At 63.6% G+C, this 24,776-nt stretch carries 7 protein-coding genes; 3 read left to right on the forward strand and 4 right to left on the reverse strand.

Translation table 11 applies throughout. The annotated features are described in order from the left end of the window. Positions 1–4: 4 nt before the first annotated feature. Positions 5–16,189 carry an amino acid adenylation domain-containing protein gene (locus J3P85_RS12325; RefSeq protein WP_434706008.1) on the reverse strand — a complete coding sequence of 5,395 codons (16,185 nt, stop codon included), beginning with the start codon at positions 16,187–16,189 and terminating at the stop codon, positions 5–7. A gap of 242 nt (positions 16,190–16,431) precedes the next feature. Between J3P85_RS12325 and J3P85_RS12330 the strand changes: the two genes are divergently transcribed. From J3P85_RS12330 to J3P85_RS12340, 3 genes are all read left to right on the forward strand, one after another. Next, positions 16,432–17,436, forward strand: coding sequence for a cupin-like domain-containing protein (locus J3P85_RS12330; RefSeq protein ID WP_434706009.1), 1,005 nt, complete (start codon positions 16,432–16,434; stop codon positions 17,434–17,436). Next, positions 17,433–18,803: an MFS transporter gene (locus J3P85_RS12335; RefSeq protein ID WP_434706010.1), complete on the forward strand. Its 1,371-nt coding sequence runs from the start codon at positions 17,433–17,435 to the stop codon at positions 18,801–18,803. Before J3P85_RS12330 ends, J3P85_RS12335 begins: the two co-directional genes overlap by 4 nt. Positions 18,804–18,959: 156 nt before the next feature. Next, positions 18,960–19,571, forward strand: a complete 612-nt coding sequence (locus J3P85_RS12340; protein WP_434706011.1) for an aspartyl/asparaginyl beta-hydroxylase domain-containing protein — start codon at positions 18,960–18,962, stop codon at positions 19,569–19,571. Positions 19,572–19,939: 368 nt separating this feature from the next. On the opposite strand, the gene J3P85_RS12345 is transcribed toward J3P85_RS12340, so the two are convergent. Genes J3P85_RS12345 through syrB1 form a run of 3 tightly spaced genes read right to left on the reverse strand, consistent with a single transcriptional unit; the run spans position 19,940 to position 24,027 of the window. Continuing rightward, positions 19,940–21,166: an alpha/beta fold hydrolase gene (locus tag J3P85_RS12345; protein WP_434706012.1), complete on the reverse strand. Its 1,227-nt coding sequence runs from the start codon at positions 21,164–21,166 to the stop codon at positions 19,940–19,942. Positions 21,167–21,226: 60 nt separating this feature from the next. Beyond that, a complete protein-coding gene (gene syrB2, locus J3P85_RS12350) occupies positions 21,227–22,162 on the reverse strand; it encodes a syringomycin E biosynthesis L-threonyl-[L-threonyl-carrier protein] 4-chlorinase SyrB2 (protein ID WP_434706013.1) in 936 nt (311 codons plus the stop codon). 17 nt (positions 22,163–22,179) lie between these two features. Next, a complete protein-coding gene (gene syrB1 / locus J3P85_RS12355) occupies positions 22,180–24,027 on the reverse strand; it encodes a syringomycin E biosynthesis L-threonine--[L-threonyl-carrier protein] ligase SyrB1 (protein ID WP_434706014.1) in 1,848 nt (615 codons plus the stop codon). Positions 24,028–24,776: the final 749 nt, after the last annotated feature.

Genomic DNA, 24,776 nt, shown 5'->3' on the forward strand with positions numbered 1-24,776 from the left:
TTTATTAAGCATCCTTGGAGACGATAGCGAGCAGTTCGCTTTCAGACAGCGAAGCCATTTCTTGTTGCAGGTCCAGCAACTCATCGGACTCGTATTGCGCCAGTTGCAGGGTGTTGATCAGGTCGGCCAGGGCGAGCAGTGACGGGTGTTCGAACAGTCCCCTGAGCGGCACTTCGACGCCGAAGGTTTCCCGCGCCCGGAGCGTGACTTGCACGGCCAGCAGCGAGTGACCACCGAGCTCGAAGAAATTGTCGTGACGACCGATCCGTTCCAGGCCCAGCAGGTCGGTCCAGATAGCCGCCAGCAGCGCTTCGGTCTCACCGTTGGGCGCTTCGTACTGGCGGTACGCGAAGTCCTCGCCGGCAGGCGCCGGCAGGGCGTTGCGGTCTAGCTTGCCGTTAGGGGTCAAGGGCAACTGCCCGACCACCACGAACGCCGCCGGCACCATGTAGTCGGGCAACTGCGAGGTCAGGTAGGGCCGTAGCGTGCTGCTGGCATTGCGGCCGGCCAGGTGCGGTTCAACGCTCAGGTAAGCCACCAGGCGCGTGGCCCCCGGTGTGTCTTCGCGAGCGATGACCGCTGCCTCGCGCACCCCCGGCAGGGTCAGCATCAGTGCCTCGATTTCTCCGGGCTCGATACGGAAACCGCGGATCTTGACCTGCTGGTCGTTGCGTCCGAGGAATTCGAGCACCCCATCGGCGCGCAGGCGCACCAGGTCGCCGGTGCGGTACATCCGTGGCTCGTCGCCCGGGGCGAACGGGTCACTGAGAAAGTGTTCGGCGTTCAGTGTCGCCCGGTCCAGGTAGCCGCGGGCGACCCCGGCGCCGCCGACGTAGAGTTCACCCGGCACGCCGAGCGGTACCGGCTGGCGCTGTGCATCGAGCACATACAGGCGGCTGTTGGGAATCGCCCGGCCGATCGGCACCGTGCCCAGGTCCTCGGCGGTGCAGCGATGCACCGTGCTCCAGACGGTGGCTTCGGTGGGGCCGTATTCGTTGTACAAGGCGATCGCCGGTTCCAGCCCGATGCATTCCTGCACCAATTGCGCCGGGCACGCTTCGCCGGCGACGATCATCTCCTGCAGGTTGCCATGGCCGTTGCCATTGGCAAGGCTTGCCAGCACCAGGCGGCCCAGGGACGGTACGCACAACAGCGAGGTGACGGCCTGTTCGCCAATGAAGCGGGCGATGGCCTCGGGGTCGCGGGCGGTTTCGGCATCCGAGATGCACAAGGTACCGCCACTGACCAGGGTGCCGAAAACCCCGGCCACGGAGCTGTCGAAGGCAATCGACGACAAGAGCAGGAAGCGCTTGCCGGTCGCCGGCCCATACACGGTGCCCCGGGCCAGCGTCGAGGTCACCAGGTTGCGGTGCTCGATCATCACGCCCTTGGGCTTGCCGGTGGAGCCGGAGGTATAGATCACATAGGCCAGGTGCTCTGGCGTCAGGCCCACGGTATCGGGTTGCGGATCGCGGCTGTTCGACGGTGTCGCCAGCGCCCGCTCGATGGGCAGGTAGCGAGTGCCTTCCTGCAGCGTGCCCACGGCCGCGCGACCGACCGGATCGGCCAGCAACAAGCGGGGCCTGGCGTCCTCGATGATCGACGCCAGGCGCTCGGGAGGGTAGGTCGGGTCCAGTGGCACGTAGGCGCCACCGGCCTTGAGAATCCCCAGCAGGCCACTGATCATCGCCACGCCGCGTTCGACGCAGATGGCCACCAGATCCCCCGGCAGGACGCCCGCCGCGATCAACTGGTGGGCGAGGCCGTTGGCTTGGGCGTTGAGTTCGGCATAGCTGAGGGATTGCTGGCCGTCGAGCGATGCGCAGGCGTTCGGCGTGCGGCGCACCTGCTCTTCGAACAGTTGCTGAATGCACAGGTGGGTCGGGTAGTCCTCCTCGGTCTGGTTAAAGGTTTCCAGCAACAGGGTGCGCTCCTGGGCAGGCAGCACGTCCAGTTGCGTGAGCGGGATCCGTGGCGTGTACATCAAGGCCTGGGCCAGTTGTTCCAGTGCCCGTTGCATCAGGGCGCAGATGCGTTGCGGGTCCACTGCCTGCACGCTTTGCACGGTCAGGCCGAGGGCATCGCCGTAGTCATTGACCGACAGGGTCAACGGGTAGTTGGTCCGCTCGGCGCTGTTCAGGATTCGCATGCCTGGCCATTGCAACGGGTTGTCACTGCGCTGGTGCCTGTAGTTGAGCAGGCTGGTGAACAGCGGCAAGGCGTTGGGAACACCGCTGCAGCGTTGGGCCAGGGCCAGGGGCGCCTGTTCGTGGGCCAGCAGCTCACTGAGGTCGCGGTGGGTCGCAAGCACCAGCTCGTTGGCGCCGATTTCGGCCAGTTGCAGCCGCACCGGCAAGGTGTTGATGAATACCCCAAGGGCGCGTTCGGCCCCCGCATTGCCTTGCAGGCGACCGGCAACCACCGTGCCGAACACCACGTCATCGCGCCCGGTGCAACGGGCGAGCACCTGTCCCCAGGCCACATGGCACAACACCGCCGGGGTGATGCCGCGTTCCCGGGCCAGGGCACGGATGCGCAGGTTGAGTTCGACGCTCAACCGCACGCTGGCCTCTTCGATGTGATTGCCATCGCCTTGCACTTCCAGCAAATCGAAGGGTGCGGTAGGTGCATCGACATCAGCCAGTCGGCGACGGAAGTAGGCTTCGTGGGTTTGCGCCGGGACGGCCTGGGTCTGGGCGATGAAGTCACGGTAAGGTTGTGGTGTCGCCAGGCTGTCGCCGTGTCCATGCACAATGGCGTAGATTTCCTCCAGGACGATTTCCAGGGTCACATGATCGCTGGCCATGTGATGGTTGAGCAGCGCAAGCATCCAGCGCCCGGAGTGCGGGTCCTGGGCAATGCAGGCTCGCATCAGCGGGGCCTGCCGAAGATCCAGGCGCAGCTGCCGTGGATCGCTCTGGGCTTCGAGTTGGCTGAGCGCGTCCTTGTGGGCATCGAGGGTAATGCTGTGCACCGCCAACCGCGCTTGACGCTGTACCACTTGTACCGCCTGGGGCAAACCGTCCCAATGTACGGCGGTGCGAAGGATGTCGTGGCGATCGATCACCGTCTGTACGGCGGCAATAAAGGTATCGAGGGCCTGGCGGTTATCGAAGTCGAGCATCGAACGCATCAGGTAGGCGTCGCCTTCATGTCCCAGCAAGTGGTGAAAGAGAATGCCTTCTTGCAGGGGCGCCAGGGGGTAGATGTCCTGGATATTCGCCGCGCCACCGGGGACGGCGGCGACGATGCGTTCGAGCTGGGCCGGGCTCAGTTCCACCAGTGGCAACATGTCCGGGGTCAATGCGGTACAAGCGCTCGGGATGAGATTGGCCGGGGCCTGGAAGGTCGGGTCCTTGGCGTTTGCCACGGCCTGGGCCAGTTCCCGCAGGCTGGGCGCACTGAAGACGGCGCGCACGTCGGCGTTCAGGCCTCGCTCGCGCAGGCGTTCGATCAAACTGACCGCCAGCAGCGAGTGGCCGCCGAGTTCGAAGAAACCGTCGTGACGGCCGACACGTTCGAGCCCCAGCAATTGTTGCCAGATGTCCGCAATGGCCAGTTCCACGGGCCCTTGGGGCGCCTCGTAGGCCCGGCTGGCGTAAGCCTCCTGGCCGGGTTCAGGTAGGGCACGGCGGTCGAGCTTGCCATTGGGGGTCAGCGGCAATGCCTCCAGGACCACGAACGCGCTGGGCACCATGTAGTCGGGCAGGCGCTTCAGAAGTTCGCTACGCAATTGCTCGGCCGCGGCCGGTTCGCCACACAGATAGGCGACCAGGCGGCTGCTGCGGGTCTCGTCCGTCTGGTGGTCGCGGGCAACGACCACGGCTTCCCGGACACCCGGAAGTTCGGCGAGGGCCGCCTCGATTTCACCCAGCTCGACGCGCAGGCCGCGGATTTTCACCTGATCGTCGTTGCGTCCCAGGTACTCCAACGTGCCATTGGGTAACCAGCGACCGATGTCGCCGGTCTTATACAGGCGGGCGTTGGCCGCGCTGGAGAACGGGTCGACGATGAAGCGTTCGGCGCTCAGTTGTGCTTGGTTCAGGTAGCCGCGGGCCACACCGACACCGCCGACATGAACCTCGCCGCGCACGCCCACCGGCACCGGTTGGCCGTGGCTGTCCAGTACATGCATCTGCATGTTGCGAATCGGCCGGCCGATCGGGATCGATTGGTCCCGGTACGTCGTCAGGTCGGTGTTCACCCGATGCCAGCCGACGACGCCGCTGCATTCGGTCGGCCCGTAGCCGTTCACCACCGTTGGCCGAGGCTCAGGCAGTTTTTCCAGCAGGGCGATCGGAATCGGCTCTCCTCCCAATACCACTCGTTTCAAGCCGGACAAGGCGTGATGCCGATCGGCAATGACCAGGGTATGGAAGGCACTTGGCGACATGTTGGTGTGGGTGATGCCCCATTCGGCGATCTGCGCGACGATGGCGCCCGGGTTGAAGGGCTCCTCGGCCAAGTGCAGTTCACCACCGACCATCAATGGCGCGAGGATGTTTTTCTGGGTCAGGTCGAAGTTGTAGGAAGAGGCCAGCAGCACCGCATCGCCGGCATCGAACGCCAGGTCTTCGATGAACCAGTCCAGCAGGTTGCGCAGGCCGCGATGCTCGACCATCACACCTTTGGGCAAGCCAGTGGAACCTGAGGTGTAGATCACGTAGGCCAGATGGCCGAAGGTAAGGTCCGGCACCTGAGGGTCGTGGGCCGGGGCTTGCTGCAGGGATGGGCAACCCAGTTCGAGTGTCGCCAGACCTTCCGGCAGTTGCAGTGTATTGAGGTCTTGTTGGCGAACCAGTACCCGTGGCGCGCTATCGGCCAGCATGTGGGCCAGGCGTTCCGCCGGGTATTGCGGGTCGAGCGGCACGTAGGCCGCGCCGGCTTTCATGATGCCCAGCAGGCCGATCACCATCTCCGGGCTGCGGCGCGAGAAGAGGCCGACGGTGTCGTCGGGTTGCACACCCAGCGCGATCAGACGGTGGGCGACACGGTTGGCCTGGGCATTGAGTTCGGCGTAGCTGAGTACTTGCCCGGCGCAGACCAGCGCCACGGCATCCGGGGTGCGGATCGCCTGTGCCTGGAATACGGCGTGGGGGAAACGGCTTGGTTTTTCGTCCAGGGCATCACTGGCGGGGTTGAATTCCACCAGCAGTTGTTGGCGTTGCTGGCTGTCCAGCAACGCCAGGTTCGCCAGCGGTTGGTTGACGTCATCGAGCAAGCCATCGAGCAGCTGCAGGAAGTGCCGGCCCCAGCGCACGATCGTGGTTTCGTCGAACAAATCGGTGGCGTACTGGAACTGGCCGCTGATGGTGTCGCCATCGTCGTTGAGTGACAGGCTCACGTCGAAATGGGTGGTGCCGGTGGCTTGGGGCAGCGGTGTCAGGTTCAGCCCCGGCAGTGCCAGGACTTGGTCGCGCGGGGTGTTGCCGAGCGCCAGCGTGGCCTGGAACAACGGACTGTGGCCAAGGCTGCGTTCCGGTTGCAGGGCTTCGACGACTTGCTCGAAGGGCAGGTCCTGATGGCTGTAGGCGTCGAGCGTGATGGCCTTGATTCGCGTGAGCAACTGGTCGACGCGGCTGTGGGCCTGGACGTCAATGCGCAGGGCCAGGGTATTCACGAAGAAGCCGATCAGGGCTTCGGTTTCACTGCGTGGACGGTTGGCCACGGGCGTGCCAATCACGACTTCGGGCTGATTGCTCAGGCGCGAAAGCAGGATCGACCAGGCGCCCAGCAGCGTCATGAACGGGGTCAGGCCCTGTTGCTGGCTGAAGCTGCGCAGCCTGGCGCTCAGTGGCGCCGGCAGTACCAGCGCCGCAGTGGTTCCGCGGTAACTTTGCACCTGAGGCCGGCTGCGGTCGGTGGGCAGTTCCAGCAGCGCGGGGGCGCCACCGAGGTGTTCTTTCCAGAAGCGGGTCTGAGCCTGCAAGCGTTCGCCTTGCAGGTATTGCTGTTGCCAGGCCGCATAGTCGGCGTACTGCAGGGCCAGGGGCGGCAGCGGATCGTCGAAACCTTGGGTGAAGGCTGCGTAGAGGCTGTTGAACTCACTGATCAACACCGCTACCGACCAACCATCGGAGACGATGTGGTGCTGGGTGACCAGCAGGATGTGCTCGTCTTCGGCCAGGCGCAGCAGACGCCCGCGAATCAAGGGGCCCTGGCCCAAATCGAAGGCCTCACGGGTTTCGGCCTGGGTCAGTTGCGCGACAGCCTGTGGCCGGGCGTCGGCGTCCAGGGCTTGCAGGTCGTGTTGCTGCAGGGCAAAGCCTATGTCGGCAGCAGCGAACCGCTGGCGGACTTCGCCGTCATGGCGTTCGAAGGTGGTCCGCAGGCTTTCATGGCGGGCCACGATACGGTCGAGGGCGCGTAGCAGGGCGTTGTGATCCAGCCGACCGCGCAGGTGCAACGCGGCGGGCATGTGATAGGCAACGCTGGCGGCGTGGTCCAACTGATCGAGGAACCACAAGCGTCGCTGGGCCAGGGACAGCGGCATCGGCTGATGATCGCGGGACACCACCTCGATGGGCTGGACCTGGGACTGGGTTGCCTGATCCACGCACCGGGCCAGGGCTTGCAGCGAACCCAGGCCAAACAGCGTGCGCAGGTTGATCTCGACCCCGAGGTCCTGGTGCAAGTGCGCTTGCAGTTGCACCGTCAGCAGCGAATGGCCGCCGAGTTCGAGGAAGCCGTCATGGCGGCCGACCTGATCCAGGTGCAGCAAGTCTTTCCAGATTTCGGCAATGGCGATTTCGGTCTCACCCCGAGGCGCTTCGTAGGTTTTGCTGGCCAGCGAATCCTGGCCGGGGGCCGGCAGGGCGCTTCGGTCGAGCTTGCCGTTGGCGGTCAGGGGCAGGGCATCGAGGTGGACGAAGGCGCTGGGCACCATGTATTCGGGCAAGTGCTTGAGCAGGGTGCTGCGCAGTTGCTCGGCGTTGGCCGGCTCGCCGCACAGGTATGCCACCAAGCGATTGTCCTCCCGGGCGATCACCACGGCCTCGGTGACACCGGCACAGCCGCGCAAGACGTTCTCGATTTCCCCCAACTCGATACGGAACCCACGGATCTTCACCTGGAAGTCATTGCGCCCCAGGTATTCCAGCGTGCCGTCGGCCAGCCAACGACCGAGGTCGCCGGTCTTGTACAACCGTGCGTTCGGCTCGCTGCTGAACGGGTCGGCAATAAAACGCTCGGCGCTCAGTTCCGCTCGGTTCAGGTAACCCCGGGCCACGCCGGCACCGCCGATGTGCAGTTCACCGGCCACGCCCAGGGGCGTCGGTTCGCCGCGGGCGTCGAGCACGTGCACCTGGACGTTGGCAATCGGCCGGCCAATGCTCGGACGTTCGCCGAGGTCGCGGATCAGGTCGATGGTGGCGTCCACCGTGCATTCGGTGGGGCCGTACATGTTGTAGAAACGGATGCTCGGACAGTCGCGCAGTTTCGTCCAGGTCGCGGCGTTGATGGCCTCGCCACCGAGCAGCACGCTCACCGGCTGGTAGCTGCTGCGTTCCAGCAGGCCGGCGGCGAGCAGGGTGTCGAGCTGCGATGGCGTGGAATCGAAGGCGTGCACCTGATGCTGTTCGAGGAAGTCCAGCAACTCGTGGCCGCTGGCGCGGATCAGTTGCGGGATGATCACCAGCCGGTGGCCAGAGAACAGTTGCGAGATGCCCTTGATCGACATGTCGAAGAAGAACCCGGCGTTCAGGGCCACGGTGGCCGGGCTCGGGCAATGCTGGTGAGTGGTGCGGGTCAGCACTTGCCAGAAGTTGAACACCGAACGGTGCTCGACCATCACACCCTTGGACTGGCCGGTGGAGCCGGAGGTGTAGATTACATAGGCCAGGTGATCGGCTGTCAGGCTCGCTATCTGCGGGTTGACGTCAAACCCAGCGTCATCCGCCGCGTGCAGCGACTCACGGATATCGAGCCACAGCAGGGGCAGATCGCCGGAGGGCAAGGACAAGGCCGACTGGGTCAACAGCGCCCGAGGCTGGCTGTCCTGCAGCATGAAGGCCATGCGCTCGGCGGGATGGGCTGGGTCGATGGGCACGTAGGCGGCACCGGCCTTGAGCACGCCGAGCAGGCCGACGATCATGTCCAGGCTGCGCTCGGCACAGACGGCCACGCGCTGATCGGGTTCGATGCCGAGGGCGAGCAACTGGCGGGCCAGGTGGTTGGCGCGGCGATTGAGCTGGCGATAGGTCAGTTGTTGCTGTTCGCAAACCAGGGCCACGGCGTCGGGGTTGGCCTGGACCTGGGTTTCGAACAGGTGGTGGATCGGTTGCGCGGTGCCGAAGTTGCTGGCGCTGCGGTTGAAGTCTCCCAGGAGCAGTTGCCGCTCGCTGGCGGGCACCACGTCCAGCTGGCTGGCGAGGCGGTCCGGGGCGTGTTCAAGGGCTTCGACCAAGGCGGTCACGGCCTGGGCGAGGTAGGCGGCGATGCGTTGCGGGTCGATGCCGGTAATGGCTTGGGCGGTCACGGAGAAGTCATCCCCTTCATCCGCCACGGCCACTTCGATCGGGTAGTTGGTGCGGGCTTCGTTGCTCAGGAAGCGGATGCCGTCCCAGGCCAGGATCTGATCTTCGTCGACCAGTGATCCGCCCTCGGTTTGATGGCGGAAATTGAGCAGTGTGGTGAACAGCGGCAAGCCAGGGCGCACGTTGCTGCAACGTTGCGCCAAGGCCAAGGAGGCCTGTTCATGGGACAGCAGTTCGCTGAGGTCGCCATAGGTTTCGTCCACCAGTGCACGGACACCGCCCCCGGCCAATCGTATCCGCACCGGCAAGGTATTGATGAACACCCCAAGGGCCCGTTCGGCCCCCAGCGAGCCTTGCAGGCGACCGGCGAGCACGGTGCCGAACACCACGTCATCACGGTCGGTGCAGCGACCGAGGACCTGGGCCCAGGCGATATGGAACAGTACGGCCGGCGTCACCGAGGCTGCGCGCGATTGCGCGCGGATCCGCTGGCTCAGGACCGGGTCGAGGCGCACGCTGGCTTGCGTCACGTGGGCCCCGTCGCCTTGGACATCCAGCCTGTCGAACGGCGCAGTAGGTTCCTCGACACTGGCCAGGCGGCGATTGAAATAGTCTTCATGGGTTTGAGGCGGCGTCGCCAGGATTTGCGCGACAAACTCCCGATAAGGTATCGGTGTCGGCAGGCTGTCGCCCGGGTTCTGCAACAGGCGCTGGATTTCTTCGAGCACGATCCCCTGGGATACGTGGTCACTGATCATGTGGTGGTCCAGCAGCGCCAGCAGCCAGCGTCCGGATTGCGGATCGTGGGCGACGCAGGCACGCGTCAACGGTGCCTGTTGCAAGTCCAGGCGCAGATGCCGTGGATCGCTCAGGCGTTCCAGTTGGGCGCGTGGGTCCTCATCGGCGTTCAGTGTGATGTGCTGCACAGGCAGCAACGCCTGGCGCTGTACCACCTGGACCGCCTGCGGCTGGCCGACCCAATGCACGGCGGTGCGCCGAATGTCATGGCGATCGATCACTGCCTGCAAGGCAGCAAGAAAAGCATCGAGGCGTTGACGGTCATCGAACTCGATCAGCGAACGCACCAGGTAGGCATCGCCTTCATGCCCGAGCAGGTGATGGAACAGAATGCCTTGTTGCAACGGCGCCAATGGATAGATGTCCTGGATGTTCCCGGCGCCGCCAGGGACGGCGGCGACAATCTGTTCAAGTTGCTGCGGCGTCAGTTCCACCAGCGGCAACATGTCAGGGCTCAGCGCTGTGCAGCCCGGTGGAATGCCGTTGGCCGGTGCCTGGAACAGTGCCTCGTTACTCTGGCTCAAGACCTCGGCCATTTCTCGCAGGCTGGGGGCCGTGAACACAGTACGCACCGACGCGCTCAAGCCATGCTCGCGCAGGCGGTCGATCAAACTCACGGCCATCAGCGAGTGCCCGCCGATTTCGAAGAAACGGTCGTGGCGACTGACCTGTTCGATGCCCAGCAGGTTTTGCCAGACGTTGGCGACGATCTGTTCGATCTCGCCACGCGGTGCCTCATAGGCGCGGCTGGCGAAGGCGTCCTGGCCCGGCGCGGGCAGGGCGTTGCGATCGAGCTTACCGTTAGGTGTCAGCGGCAGGTTCTCAAGGTGCACATAGGCACTTGGCACCATGTATTCGGGCAGGGACTCCAGCAACGCGGCGCGCAGTTGCTCCACGGGTACCGGCTCACCGCACAGGTAGGCGACCAACCGCCTGCTGTCCGCTTGGCCCGGTTGGCTTTCCAGGGGCACTACCACCACGTCGCGCACACCGGGAACGGCGGCGAGGATGGCCTCGATTTCCCCCAGCTCGATACGGAAGCCGCGGATCTTGATCTGCGAGTCGTTGCGCCCGACGTACACCACGCCGCCATCGGCGCGGTAGCGAGCGATGTCGCCGGTGCGGTACAACCTTGCGCCGGGCTCAACGGCGTAGGGATCGCTGATGAACCGCTCGGCATTGAGCGCCTCGCGGTTCAGGTAATGCCGGGCCACGCCCGCGCCGCCGATGTAGATTTCGCCATTGACGCCCACCGGCACCGGTTGCTGGTACTCGTCGAGGATGCGCAGGCACAGGTCGGGCAGTGGCGGGCCGATCAGGCTGGGCGCGCCGGTGTCGATTTCCAGCTGGCTGATCGGGTAGTAAGTGGCATGCACGGTGATTTCGGTGATGCCGTACATGTTCACCAGACGGGTGCGTGACAGCGCCGTGCGTGCGGTCCAGGGGCGCAGGCTGCGGAAGTCCAGGGCCTCGCCGCCGAAGATCACTTCGCGCAGGGCGTGTTCCTGGTCGCTGCGCCCGCGGGCTTCAATGAACTGGCGGAAGGCGCTCGGCGTCTGGTTCAGGATCGTGACGTGCTGCTGGCAGACCAGCGCATAGAAGTCATCGGGCGAACGGGCGACGTCGCTCGGGACGATCACCAGCTTGCCGCCGTAGCTCAGGGCGCCCCAGATTTCCCAGACCGAGAAGTCAAAGGCAAACGAGTGGAACAGCGTCCATACGTCGTTGTGGTCGAAGTCGAACAAGCCGGCGGTGGCGTCGAACAGCCGGGCGACATTGCCGTGTTCCACCAGCACGCCCTTGGGCATCCCGGTGGACCCCGAGGTGTAGATGACGTAGGCCAGGTGCCGTGGCGTCAGGCCCAGGGCGCCGGCCTCGAGGTTGTAGTCCAGGGACTCGTCCGCCAGGTCGTCTTCGGCGACGTAATCCCTGAGGTTGACCACCGGCACGGCGTGTTCGGGCAACACGTCGAGGCAGTCAGGCTGGGCCAGCAAGGCGACCGGGGTGCTGTCGGCCAGCAGGTAGCCGAGGCGTTCGCTGGGGTAGGCTGGATCCAGCGGCACGTAGGCGGCACCGGCCTTGAGCACGGCGAGCACCGCGCAGACCATTTCCACTCCGCGCCGGGCCAGGATCGCCACGCGGTCATCGGGACGCACGCCTTGGGCGAGCAGTTCACGGGCGATGCGGTTGGCGCGGCGATTGAGCGCCCGGTAACTCAGTTCGCGTTCGCCCAGGACCAGGGCGGTGGCTTGGGGCTGTGCGGCGGCGACCTGTTCGAAGCGCTGATGGATCAGCAGTTGCGTGGCGAAGGTGGCGGTGGGCGGCAGGGTCGCCGGGGAGGCCTGGCGCTGGGCCGGGCTGAGCAACGGCAAGGCGAGCACCGGTTGAGTGGCATCCTCGACCATGGCTTCCAGCAAAGTCTGGAAGTGTTGGGCAAAGCGTTCCACGGTGCCATGGTCGAACAGGTCGCTGGCGTATTCGAGTTGGCCGCCGATGGTGTCGCCATCGTCGTTGAGTGACAGGCTCACGTCGAACTGGGTGGTGCCGGTGTGCCGGGGCAGTGGCGTCAGGCTCAGGCCCGGCAGTTCCAGGGCCTGGTCGCGTGGGGTATTGCCCAGCACCAGCATGGCCTGGAACAGCGGGCTATGGCTCAGGCTACGTTCCGGTTGCAGAGCTTCGACGACCTGTTCGAAAGGTAGATCCTGATGGTTGTAAGCCTCGAGGGTGGTGGCTTTGATGTGGGCCAGAAACTGGTCGAGACGGCTGTGGGCGTGGACGTCGATGCGCAGGGCCAGGGTGTTGACGAAGAAGCCGATCAACGCCTCGGTTTCGCGCCGCGGGCGATTGGCTACAGGCGTGCCGATCACCACGTGTGGCTGACTGCTCAGGCGCGAGAGCAGGATCGACCAGGCACCTAGCAGCGTCATGAACGGGGTCAGTCCTTGTTGCTGGCTGAAACTGCGCAACTTGGCGCTCAAGGGGGCAGGCAGTTCCAGCGTCACGCTGGCCCCGCGGTAGCTTTGCACGTGGGGCCGGCTGTGGTCGCTGGGCAGCTCCAGCAGCGCAGGAGCGCCGTCGAGGTGGTCTTTCCAGAAGCGGGTTTGGGCCTGCAAGCGTTCACCTTGCAAGTACCGCTGTTGCCAGGCGGCGTAGTCGGCGTACTGCAGGGCCAGGGGCGGCAGGGGATCGTCCAGGTCGTGAGGATCAGGGGCTTGGCTGAACGCGGTGTAAAGACGGTTGAATTCATCGATCAACACCGTCACCGACCAACCGTCGGAAACGATGTGGTGCTGGGTGACCAGCAGGATGTGTTCGTCTTCGGCCAGGCGCAGCAGGCGCCCGCGAATCAAAGGTCCCTGGGTCAGGTCGAAGGCGTCGCGGGCTTCGTCCCGGGTCAGTTGCTCGACGGCCTGTTGCCGGGCATCGGCGTCCAGGGCTTGCAGGTCGTGCTGCTGCAGGGCGAAACCGATGTCGACGGCGGCAAACCGTTGCCGGACTTCGCCGGCATGGTGTTCGAAAGTGGTACGCAGGCTTTCGTGCCGGGCGACGATACGGTCCAGGGCACGTTGCAAGGCGTTTCGATCCAGGCTACCGCGCAGGTGCAACGCGGCGGGCATGTGATAGGCGACGCTGGCGGCGTGGTCCAACTGATCGAGGAACCACAAGCGCCGCTGAGCCAGGGACAGTGGCAACGGCTTATCGCGCGCCAATACGGCAATCGGCTGGGCCTGGGATTGACTGGCCTGTTCCACACGCTGGGCCAGTTCGCTCAACGAGGCCTGGGTGAACAGCGTGCGCAGGTCGATCTCGACCCCCAGGTCCTGGTGCAGGCGCGCTTGCAACTGCACGGTCAGCAACGAATGACCGCCCAGTTCAAGGAAGCCGTCGTGACGCCCGACTTGATCCAGGCCAAGCAGGGTTTGCCAGATTTCGGCAAGGGCGATTTCGGTGTCGCCCCGAGGCGCTTCATAGATTTTGCTGGCCAGGGACTCAAGGCCAGGCGCGGGCAGGGCGCTTCGGTCGAGCTTGCCGTTGGCGGTCAGGGGCAGGGCATCGAGGTGGACGAAGGCGCTGGGCACCATGTACTCGGGCAAGTGCTTGAGCAAAGCGCTGCGCAGTTGTCCGGCTGGGCTCGGTGCGCCGCAGACATAGGCGACCAGGCGCTTGCTGTCCGGCTGCCCCGGATTGTCTTCCCGGGCTATGACCACCACTTCACGAACACCCGGGCACAACGCCAGGGCCGCTTCGACTTCACCGATTTCGATGCGCAAGCCACGGATTTTCACCTGGAAGTCATTGCGGCCCAGGTACTCCAGGGCACCGTTGGCGAGCCAGCGACCGAGGTCGCCGGTCTTGTACAGGCGTGCGTTCGGCTCAGTGCTGAACGGGTCGGCGATAAAGCGCTCGGCGCTCAACTGCGGTTGGTTCAGGTAACCCCTGGCCACGCCGATACCACCGATGTGGATTTCCCCGGCGACACCCAGCGGTTGTGGTGCGCCACGGCCATCGAGCACATGCATCTGGATATTGGCGATCGGCCGGCCGATGGGCACGCTTTCGCCAGGGTCACTGGCGTGGCACTGCCAGGCCGTCACGTCGATGGCCGCCTCGGTCGGGCCATAGAGGTTATGCAACTCGATCTCTGGCAATTGCTGTTCGAAACGCCGTTGCAGGCTGCGGGGCAGGGCTTCGCCGCTGCACAACACGCGCCGCAGGTCAGGGAAGGCCTGTTCGTCATGGTGTTCCAGGAACAGGTCGAGCATCGACGGCACGAAGTGCAACATCGTGATGCCGGCCTGGCGCATCAACCGGGCCAGGTAGTCCGGCTCCTGATGGCCGCCCGGGCGCGCCATGACCAGCTCGGCACCGGCCAGCAGCGGCAGGAAAAACTCCCAGACCGACACGTCGAAACCGAACGGGGTCTTTTGCAGCACCCGGTCGTTGGCATCGACACGGTATTCGTCCCGGGCCCATAACAGGCGGTTGACCACGCCGAGGTGTTCATTCATCACCCCTTTGGGGGTACCGGTGGAGCCGGAGGTGTAGAGCACGTAGGCCAGGTGAGTGGGGGCCAGACCGAGCGCCTGCGGGTCCGGGTTGTGTTCGGGTTGAGCGGGCAACTGTGCGGGGTCATCGAGGACCAGCAGCGGCGCATCCAACGCTGGCAACTGGTCTTGCAGCGCCTGGCTGGTCAGCACGGCCCGGGGGCTGCTGTCGTCGAGCATGAACGCCTGGCGGGCGCTCGGCAGGTCCGGATCGATGGGCACGTAGGCGGCCCCGGCCTTGAGCGTCCCCAGCAGGGCAATGACCATTTCCGGTCCACGCCGCAGGCTCACGGCGACTCGGTCGTCCGGTTTCACGCCCAGGGCGATCAGGCGATGGGCCAGCCGATTGGCCTGGCGGTTGAGTTGTTCATAGCTGAGCAACGGCCCGGCATCGCCACGTACAGCGCAGGCCTGGGGACGCTGCTGGGCTTGCTGTTCGAACAACTGGTGGATCAACACGTCCCGCGGATACTCCCGGGCCGTGGCGTTGAATTCGACCTGCAGGCGTTGCCGCTCAGCCTCGCTCATGAGCGGGTAATGCCCCACGGGGGTGTCATGTTGCTCCAGCACCGCCTCGAGCATCGAGACGATGCGTTGTTGCAGGTACCGGGCCTCTTCCAGGTTGAAGTAGGCGGTGTTGAAGTTGAAATCCAGGTGGACGTCTTCGAACGGATGGTAGTCGCGCACGAAGATCGCCATGGGCGTCTGCTCGTAGCCGTTGTCCATGGTGATGACCGTGGACGAGGTGCCGCCAAACTGATCGTCGCCGTCCAGGCTTTCGAACGACAGTGACACGTCGAACAGTTGTCGACGCCCGGTCTGGGCCAGGCGCAAGGTGCGATTGAGCTCGGCGATGGGGAAGCGCTGGTGGCGGTAGCAGCGGCGCAGTTGTCCGCCGGCGGCATGCATCAGGTCCAGCAGCGAGGCGTCGAAGTCGACGGGCAGGCGGATCGGACTGACTGAGGAAAACATCCCCGCGGTTGCTTTCGTCCTGGCAGTGGTCCGGTTATGCACGGGCATGCCGATGACGATTTCATCGACGCCCACGGTGCGGCAGAAATAGGTGGCGACCACGCTGATCAGCACATGGGCGACCGACAGGCTGCGTTCGCTGGCAAATTGGGTCAACGCGTTGTACAGCGCCCGGGGCAGCATCGCCTGGACCTGGGCACTGGGCGCCAGCTCGTTGGCCTGGCCGGTCTTGAAGTCGGCCCGGCGTTGCAGCAGCGACGGCGGCATCTGTGCGTAGGTGTCCTGCCAGAACTGGCGGTCGCGCTCATAGCGGGACGAGGCCAGGTAGGCCCGGTCGTCTTCCAGGAACGACAGGTAGGAATGCCCTTGGGCGACTTCATCGTTGCCGGCCAGCAACGCGTTGTAGGCCGAACCCACGGCATGGCCGATCAGGGCCACGCCAATGCCATCGGTGACCAGGTGGTGGTAACGGGCGAGCCAGTAATGGCGGTTCGGACCGCAACGGACCATCCGTGCGTCCCAAAGCCGGCCAGTCAACGATTCAAAGGGTTGGCGAAAGGCGTTGCGCAGATAGTCCATGGCCAGGCCAGCCTCGGCGTCAGCCTCGGAGAATTCCACCACCTCCAGGTTCACCTCGACCTCGGGCAGGACTCGCTGGCGGCCGGTGCCGCCTTCATGGCTGAAGCTCAGGCGCAAGGTGTCGTGACGGTTGGCGACCAGCTCGATGGCTTTCTCGAACAATGCGATGTCGATCTCGCCCTTGATCTCCAGGGACATGCCGATGTTGTAGTAGGGCAGGTCCGGGTGCGCGAGTTGATCAAGCCAGATCCCTTGTTGGACCGAGGCCAGTTCGTGGGACGCGGAGTCTTGCGCGGGCAGCGTGTCGATCGAGGAATCCATTTCGGAGCACCTGTTTGCGAATCATGAATTCGTTTCCGTTCGGTGGCAGCGGTGCACATTGGCCTGGACGACTGCACGTCGACGGGACGAAGGAATAGGGTGGGAAAAAACTAGAACATCCACGGTGGGATGTATGTCATGGGAAGCAGGGACAACCGTGGATGCTGGTCATTGCGGCACTTGGGCAGGGCGGTGCGAGTCTGTTATACCAACGGCCCTGAGTGAGCTTGCGAGGGTCGAAAATGCCGCTGACAACCGAGTCGGATCGTCCAGTCCCGAAGTTCTGGAGCCTGTCCCGTTTCCCCAATCACCCCGAGGCCGGACCGGTCGAAGAGATTGATGCGCTGACGATTTCCAGCGAGCAATTCACCCGGCAGTACGTTAACTACAACCGTCCCTGCCTGATCAAGAATGCCGTGCGACACTGGCCGGCGTTCCATAAGTGGAATCAGCTCGACTACATCAAGGCTCATTCGCGCAACAGCACGGTGAAGGTGCGTTCGAAGATCGTCTCGGAGGTCATCGGCTGGTCGAAGCTCGAGGTCAAGGCGGCCATGACCGAGTACGCGAAGACGGTTTTCCAGGAAGTGCCGTTCCATGACTTTCTCGACAGTCTCAGCGAGGGCGACGATCCGCTGGTGGCCGACAGCTGCCGTTTTTCCAAAGGCTCTGCCATCGAGCAGATGAAGGGCGATGTAGGGGGGCTGCCGTTCATGCCGCAACTGTCCAAGCCCCGTCACTATCCACCCCATCGCAGTTTTCTGTACCGCAACTCCTACACCGACTGGCATTTCCATGTCATCGATGAGACCTTCATGGCCCAGGTGGTCGGTGCCAAGGAAGTCCTCTTGCTGCCGCCGGACGAGGCCAGCTGGCGGGCACTTCGGCCGGTAGTCGAAGAGGCCGGCTATCTGTACGACATCGATACCCTGCGTTTCCCGGGGACCCGGGGCTTGCGCGCCCTGCGCACGGTGGTGGAACCGGGCGATGCGTTGTACATACCGGTCTATTGGTGGCACGCGGTGCAATCGATGGATGATGCGTTCGGCGCGACCGTCGCCGCAACGTTCCCGACCCCCTTGCACGTCAGTGGCGATATCCGTTCGCCCATTGCCAGGCGGGTGTTGCGCACGTTTCTGTTTTCCCGTTATGCGCCGTTGGTGCTGGGCGTGGTGGCCTACTCCCTGGTCTATCGATTGGCGCGCAAGCTGATCGGTGCCGGCACGCCCCGCGATGCGCGCACATGAACCTCAAGGACATCCACCGACGATTCGATCTGGGACGAAGCTTCTATTTTCTCTGGTGCGGCGAATCGATGGCGGTAGTGGGTACGACGATGATGGGGTTCGCCCTGGGCGTCTGGGTGTATTCCCACACTGGCTCGGCGGTGGCATTCACCAACGTGATCCTGGCGGCAACGTTGCCGGCGATTATATTTTTGCCGTTGGCGGGAGGGCTCGCGGACCGGATCAGCCACCGGGTGATCATTATCTGTTGCGATGTGAGCCTGGCGCTGTTGTTGCTCGGGATCATGGCCCTGCTCTGGCTCGATCGTCTGGAACCCCTGCACCTATACATCTTCAATTGCCTGGCTTCAATCGTCGCGGCTTTCCGTAAGCCGGCGTATCAGGCGGCGGTCAATACGATTGTCGCCCCGGAAAAATTCACCCGGGCCTCGGGCCTCATCAGTATCAGCAAGAACGTCTCGGCATTGGTGGCACCGCAACTGGCTGGGATCATCATGGCCAAGGCTGGCCTGGTGATGATTCTGGGGCTGAACGTGGTGACGTTCTGTTCCGGCACCTTGTTGGTGATCAAGGCGTTTTCCCATGTGCGGTTCGCGCCGGAGCCGCGGCACGGCGTCGGCAAGGAGCCGGTGCTGCGCAGCGTGCTAGGCAACATTGCCTCGGCGCTGAAATTTTTCTCCGTCGGTCATCTGATGGCCTGGCTTCTGGTCTACACCGTGGTACGCAACGCACTGCTTTCGCTGGCGACGGTAATGATGACGCCGTTGGTGTTGTCCACCATGAGCAGTCAGATGCTGGGCATGGCCTACACGTGGTCGGCCTTGGGCGGGTTGTTCGGTGCCGGGTTGCTGGTTCTCATCGGGCACCCGCGCAAGTTGATGGCGTTGGTGGGCGTGGCCGACCTGTTGTTGGCAGCCTGCGTGGTTTCCCTGGGCGTCGTTTCACACCCTGTTGCCTATTGTGCCCTGGCCTTCTTCGCCATCAGTGCGGCATGCGTTGCCGATGCCTGCGTGAGTTCGTTGTGGATGCACAAGATTCCTGGTGGCAATCGTGCCAGCGTCTTTGCGCTGATCAACATGTTGACCATTGCTGCCACGAGCTTGGTGATCTTTGTCGGTGGTTTGCTGGTGGACCACTGGTTCCAACCGGCCCTGGCGCCCGATGGCCGCTACGCCGATTCGATCGGTCTCTGGCTGGGGGTGGGTGCGGGACGTGGCGTGGGGCTGCTGTTCGTGGTCGCCGGTGGGCTTTTTGCGCTTCTGCCCTTGGGGGTCTTGCTCTACGGGCCGATGCGTCGTCTGGCCGAGACGCAGCCACAGCCGCAAGCCATACAGGCCAGCGACAGTCCCTCGGTCAACGCCCTGTGATGACGGGCCAGGCCGGTTGTACCGGATTCCCGTGACAGACAGGCCAAGGGCGGTGGGTCAACCTTTGCCGAGCCTCTGCCACACCCCAATCCCGGGGTGGCGGAACAGTATTTGTATCGCCTCTTAGCCGACAACCCTCGATATAAAGGAGCACCTATGCGTCCGTCGTTTTATGATCCCAGTCGCTTCCCGAAACTTCAGGATCTTGCCAATAACTGGGAAGTGATCCGTGAAGAATTTCTCGCCCTCGATGCGCCGACCTTGACCATCAACCGGGTGGGCAAGTCGATCACCGAAATCGTCGACGAGGTCGCCGCGCATGTGGAGGCCGGCGGTAAGTATGGTTGGATCTGGGGGTGGGGCGACAACATGGAGATAAAGCCCGACTGGACGCAATATGGCCTGGTTGCCTATGACACGCCGATTCCTTACGCTCGTGCCGCCATGCCCGGGACCATCGAGTTGCTGAGCAAGATTCCAGGAATCAAACTCTGTGCCTTGTTGCGTATGGAGCCCAGCGTGTTCCTCAGCACTCATGCCCACACCGGTACCTGGGAAGAAGGCCTGTTGCATATGCAACTGACCATCGATGCACCTACCACCCAGAACTACTCTTATCTCAACGTCAATGGAAGCTTCAACCAGAGCACAAACGGCAACCTGGTGATCTTCGACGGCTCCCTCGACCACTTCGCCGTCAATGCCTCCAGGGCCTACCGCACGGTCCTGTACATTGAGTTCCATCGTGAGAAGCACATGGTCGCCTGATGTAGACCCCTCTGGCTCCCACAGGGGATTTGCGGTGAACAGATTATTGATGACTACCTGTGGGAGCGAGCTTGCTCGCGAAGAGGCCGGCACATCCAGCATTTTCATTGACTGGGGGCACCGCCATCGCGAGCAGGCTCGCTCCCACACTGGATGTTCAGCAGCCACACAATTCATGTGCGCCGGGAGTGCCCTTGTGGGAGCGAGCTTGCTCGCGAAGAGGCCGGCACATCCAGCATTTTCATTGACTGGGTCACCGCCATCGCGAGCAAGCTCGCTCCCACAGGGGGTTTGTGGCGGTCACTCGATCACAATTCACCGCTGGCCCCTTGTGGGAGCGAGCCTGCCCGCGAAGAGGCCGGCACATTTCACGCCGGATAAGCCGAGCCCACCGTCGATTCAAGGGTTGATTCCAGGAAACGGAAAGCAGTCTGCTTCGAAAGCTGGGTCGACTCGAAGAACGCCAGGTGGCTGCCATCGCGTTCCACATGCAGCAAGGCATCGCTGATGGACTCGGCAATGTGCTTGGAGCCACCGAGGTGGGTGGTTTCATCGCAGTCGCCGGCGACGACCAGGGTGGGCACCGTGATCTGTTCCAGCCGCGACTTCAACTCAGTCTTGTTCAACGCATCGTTGAGTCGCGCATAGCGGTAGAACAGCTCTTCGTTGACGTAGGGATAAAGCGCCGCGTGGGCGATGGAGTCCGGAATGGTCGCCAGTGTTGCCTGGTCCAGGAATAACGCCTGCAGGTCGCTGGCCTCATTGCGGTCTACGGCGGCCGACTCCATCAGCCATTCGAAGTTTTGCTGGTGGGCGGTGCGCAGGCTGTCGTCCCCCAGGTTGTAATCGCCGTGCCACAGGCTCAGGGAACTGACCCGGTCGGTGTGGGTGGCGGCCGCGCTGAGGGCGATCACCGCGCCACCGCAGATACCCATCAGGTGCGCACTCTCCAGGTCATAGTGGTTCATCACGTTGATCAGGTCGCCCACCTGGGCGTCGGTGTCCACTGACAGCTGGTCGAACGAGGTGCAGGAACCGAACAGCCCACGGGTTTCCCAGGTGACTACGAAAAACCGCTCGCTCAACGCATTGAACCAATCGCGGCACAGGTCGAACGGCATGCCGCAGGGCAGGGCGAGGACGATGGCCGGGCGATTTCGATCGGTGCTGGCATGGACCGACAGCGCCACGTTGTCGCGGGTAATCAGGTGCAGTGTCTCGACCTCGGGCACGGCACCGCTGAAATCGAAGTGTCTGACCAGGCGCCCGAAGTCCTTGGCACTGTCGATGTCGTCGAAGTGGTCATAGGTAAACTCGAGCGCCTGGCAGATTTTCTTGCTGATGAACATCTCGAAAGACGACAGTTGCGCCTCGCCGTCATGCACGTACTGCACGGCTTTGACGCCGATCCTGGCGAACGCGGTGTTGACCGCCCGTTCCGTGGCTCTCACGCTGGAGGAGGCCTGGTCGGGCGCCAAGTCACTGCCCTGGGCCAGAAAGCTCAGGCAGATAGGATCGGGCAAATGGATGGCAAGGTGCCTAAGCATCCTCACGGTCTCACACAGGCGCGTTGCTGCGTCGGTGGAAATAGTCATGGATTGGGGACTCCTGTCAGGCACGTTGCGCATGCCAACTGTCATGTGGCAGTGAAAAAATCAGACGGCTTCGAACTTTTTGCCTCGGGTGGTGTGGGTGACAAGGCGATTGTATTCAGGGGTCGTCTCGCCGATGACCTGCACCGCGCCGTACTTTTCAAGGCTGATCCGTCCACCGTATTCCTCGATGTGATCGGAGTCCGGATAGATCTTCACGAACGACGGCACATAGCGCGAGGCGAAGCCCATGCGCATGTCCTGGGACTCACCGCTGTGAGGGTAGGAGGCGTGCATCAGGGTCGACCAGAAAATGATGAACTGGCCGGCCTTCATCTGCATGGGCACGGCGGAGGCTTCGTCGGGCTTCCAGTTTTCGTCGATCTGCAGCTGGCGATAGTCGTAGCCGAAGAAACCGCGCCGCACGCCATCCTTGACCACCGAGCTGTTGTTGGCATCGGGGTCGTAGGCCATGCGCTTGGTTTCGTCGTAGTTCATGCTGTTCTGGGTGCCGGGAATGAATTGCAGGCAACCGTTGGCGATGTTGGCGTCGGTGAAGGCGGTCCAGACGGTGATGGTGCCGCCGAAGTCTTCGTTTTCCGGCCAGAGGATCTGCGGCTTGCCCGAGGCGTTGGCGAAGGTGTCGGCCTGGTGCCAGTCGGTGCCTTCGTCCCCCGGGTATTTAGGGAAAAACTCGGTCCGCCAGCACAGGACATCCGGGCCGAGAATGCTTTCGATGCGGTCGCAGATTTGCGGACGGCAGATGTGGCCGGCGAGGAATTCGTCGTCCAGGTGGCGATCGTAGTTGGCAATGTTGGTGCCGCCGGAGATCGCATCCAGGTCCTGGTAGGCCGCGGCACTGCGATCGAGCAGGCGCAGGCGGGTGCGCTTCCAGGTCTCTTTCATTTCTTCTGGCGAATAAGCGTCGAACGGTCCGATGAAACCGTTCTTTTCAAAGGACGCACGTTCTTCCGGGGTCAAGGCGAATTTTTTGCTCATGGACTTCTCCTTTTCGATCAATGGGCTTGAACAAGGGAACGCTGGATACAGCCGGCCAACACTTTGGCGGTGGCGCCATCGGCCAGCACACCTGGGTCGAGGTTGACCCGGTAATGGGCCTTGAGCGTGCTCAACGAGCGGATCAGGGCCAGGGAAGTGCCGCCGAAATCGAAGAAGTCATCGTTCAGGCCGATGTTCTTCAGGCCGATGTCATCCGACCAAACCTTGAGCACGAACTGCTCCTGTTCGCTGAGGCCCGGTTCGCTGGCGTGGAGCTCGGTCGATGGGATCGATTCGGGCGAGGGCAAGCGGCTCTTGTCGATCTTGCCGTGGTCGGTGACCGGCAATGCCGCCAGTGGAATGTAGGCCGAAGGGCGCATGTAGTCCGGCAGGCTCGCGGCCACCTGTGCGGCCACTTCGCTGCGGACCTGTTCGGTCCAGGCCGTCACGCCATGGGCCGGCACCACATAGGTGACCAGGCGCCAATCGCCATCGCCGTAGTCGTGACCGGCCACGTGGGCGGCGGTTACGGCCGGGCTGGCTTGCAGGCACGCCTCGACTTCGCCCGGTTCGATGCGGAAACCGCGGATCTTCAACTGTTCATCGCAACGACCGGCGTAGCGGTATTCGCCATCGTCGCCCAGCACCAGCAGGTCGCCTGTGCGATAGGCACGGCTTGGGGTACCCGGCAACTGGACGAAGCGCTCAGCGTTCAGGGTTGGACGATTCAGGTAGCCCAGCGCCACACCGGCGCCTTCGATGTACAGCTCACCGGCATTGCCTTGCGGCACCGGTTGCCGGTCGGCGTCGAGCAGGTGCAGGCGCCAGCCATCCAATGGTGCACCGATGGACACCATGGCGGCGCTTTCCAGGTCCTGGCCACGCACCCGTTTGAAGGTGGTGTGGACGGTGGCTTCGGTGATGCCGTACATGTTGATCAAGGCTGGCGTCTGGTCGCCATGGCGTTCGACCCACGGTCGCAGCACAGTGGCGGGCAGCGCCTCGCCGCCGAACACCACATAACGCAGGGCCAATGGCGCACTGGCAGAACGGTCCGCTTCATCCAGGCCACGGAACGCCGATGGCGTCTGGCTCAGCACGGTGACGCCCTGGTCGGCCAGCCATTGACGCGTGCCACTTGGCGAGCGCGACACATCGTAGGGCACCACGGCGACGTGGCCACCGTGGGCAAGGGCTCCCCAGATTTCCCAGACCGAAAAGTCGAAGCCGATGGAGTGGAACATCGACCAGACGTCGTTTTCGGTGAAGACGAACGAGCGTTGAGTGCTTTCCAGCAGGCGGCTGACGTTGCCGTGCGCCACCAATACACCCTTGGGCTCACCGGTGGACCCGGAGGTGTAGATGACGTAGGCCGCTGCCTCGTCGGGGTTGCGCTGGTCGTCGGCGGGCAGCGGTTGCAGGGCCGGGCCGGCCAGCAGTTCGGCCAGGGACAGGACGCGCACGGACGCGCTTTGCGGCAGGTCGGCGAGTTCCCCGATCATCAGGCCCAGGCCGCTGTCGCGCACGATGTGTTCGACCCGCTTGCCCGGGTATTGCGGATCGACCGGGACGTAGGCGCCGCCGGCCTTGAGAATGCCCAGCAGGCTGATGACCAGGTCGACGCCACGTGGCAGGCACATCCCCACCAGCATGCCGTCCCGGACGCCTTCCTGGCGAAGCCGGGCCGCCAACTGCGACGAGACAGTGTCGAGTTGTGCGTAGCTCAATGAGCGAGAGGCGTCGGATACCGCGGTTCGCTCAGGGAATTCACGGGCCCGGGCGACGAATGTTTCATGCAGGAATGCACCGTGCGTGAGGGGGGCTGGCGCGGGGTTGACCGATCCGCCAGTGTTCTTAATCGGCATGACTAACGCTCCTGTTAAATGCCAGGCACACCGTGTTGCGAGTTGCGCAAACCGATGTGCTCGAGACGTCACTGCGACCCACGGCATCGTTTGCGGTACCTGTGCATTTCGCAGCTCGCGCATTTCAGCACCGACTTTGTGTCGGCGTCTGTCGCGGGAAATGGGGACAAGCGAGGCTGGTTTGGATCGACGTGTGTCGGTGCAATGGCCGGTGGATTGCAGTGAACACAAGACTCATGAGCACCCAAGATCACCTGTGGGAGCGAGCCTGCTCGCGAAGAGGCCGATCCATCCAACATCACTGCAAACTGACCCACCGCCTTCGCGAGCAGGCTCGCTCCCACAATGGATCGCGGTGAATACAAGATTCATGGACACTCAAGATCACCTGTGGGAGCGAGCTTGCTCGCGAAGAGGCCGGTCCATCCAACATCACTGCAAACTGATCCACCGCCTTCGCGAGCAGGCTCGCTCCCACAATGGATCGCAGTGAACACAAGACTCATGAGCACCCAAGATCACCTGTGGGAGCGAGCTTGCTCGCGAAGAGGCCGGTCCATCCAACATCACTGCAAACTGACCCACCGCTATCGCGAGCAAGCTCGCTCCCACAATGGGTCCCGGTGAATACAAGACTCATGAGCACCCAAGATCACCTGTGGGAGCGAGCTTGCTCGCGAAGAGGGCGGCTCATCCAACATCACTGCAAACTGACCCACCGCTATCGCGAGCAAGCTCGCTCCCACAAT

It is taken from the genome of Pseudomonas sp. Z1-12 (assembly GCF_051132015.1).
Classification (GTDB): domain Bacteria; phylum Pseudomonadota; class Gammaproteobacteria; order Pseudomonadales; family Pseudomonadaceae; genus Aquipseudomonas; species Aquipseudomonas zanjanensis.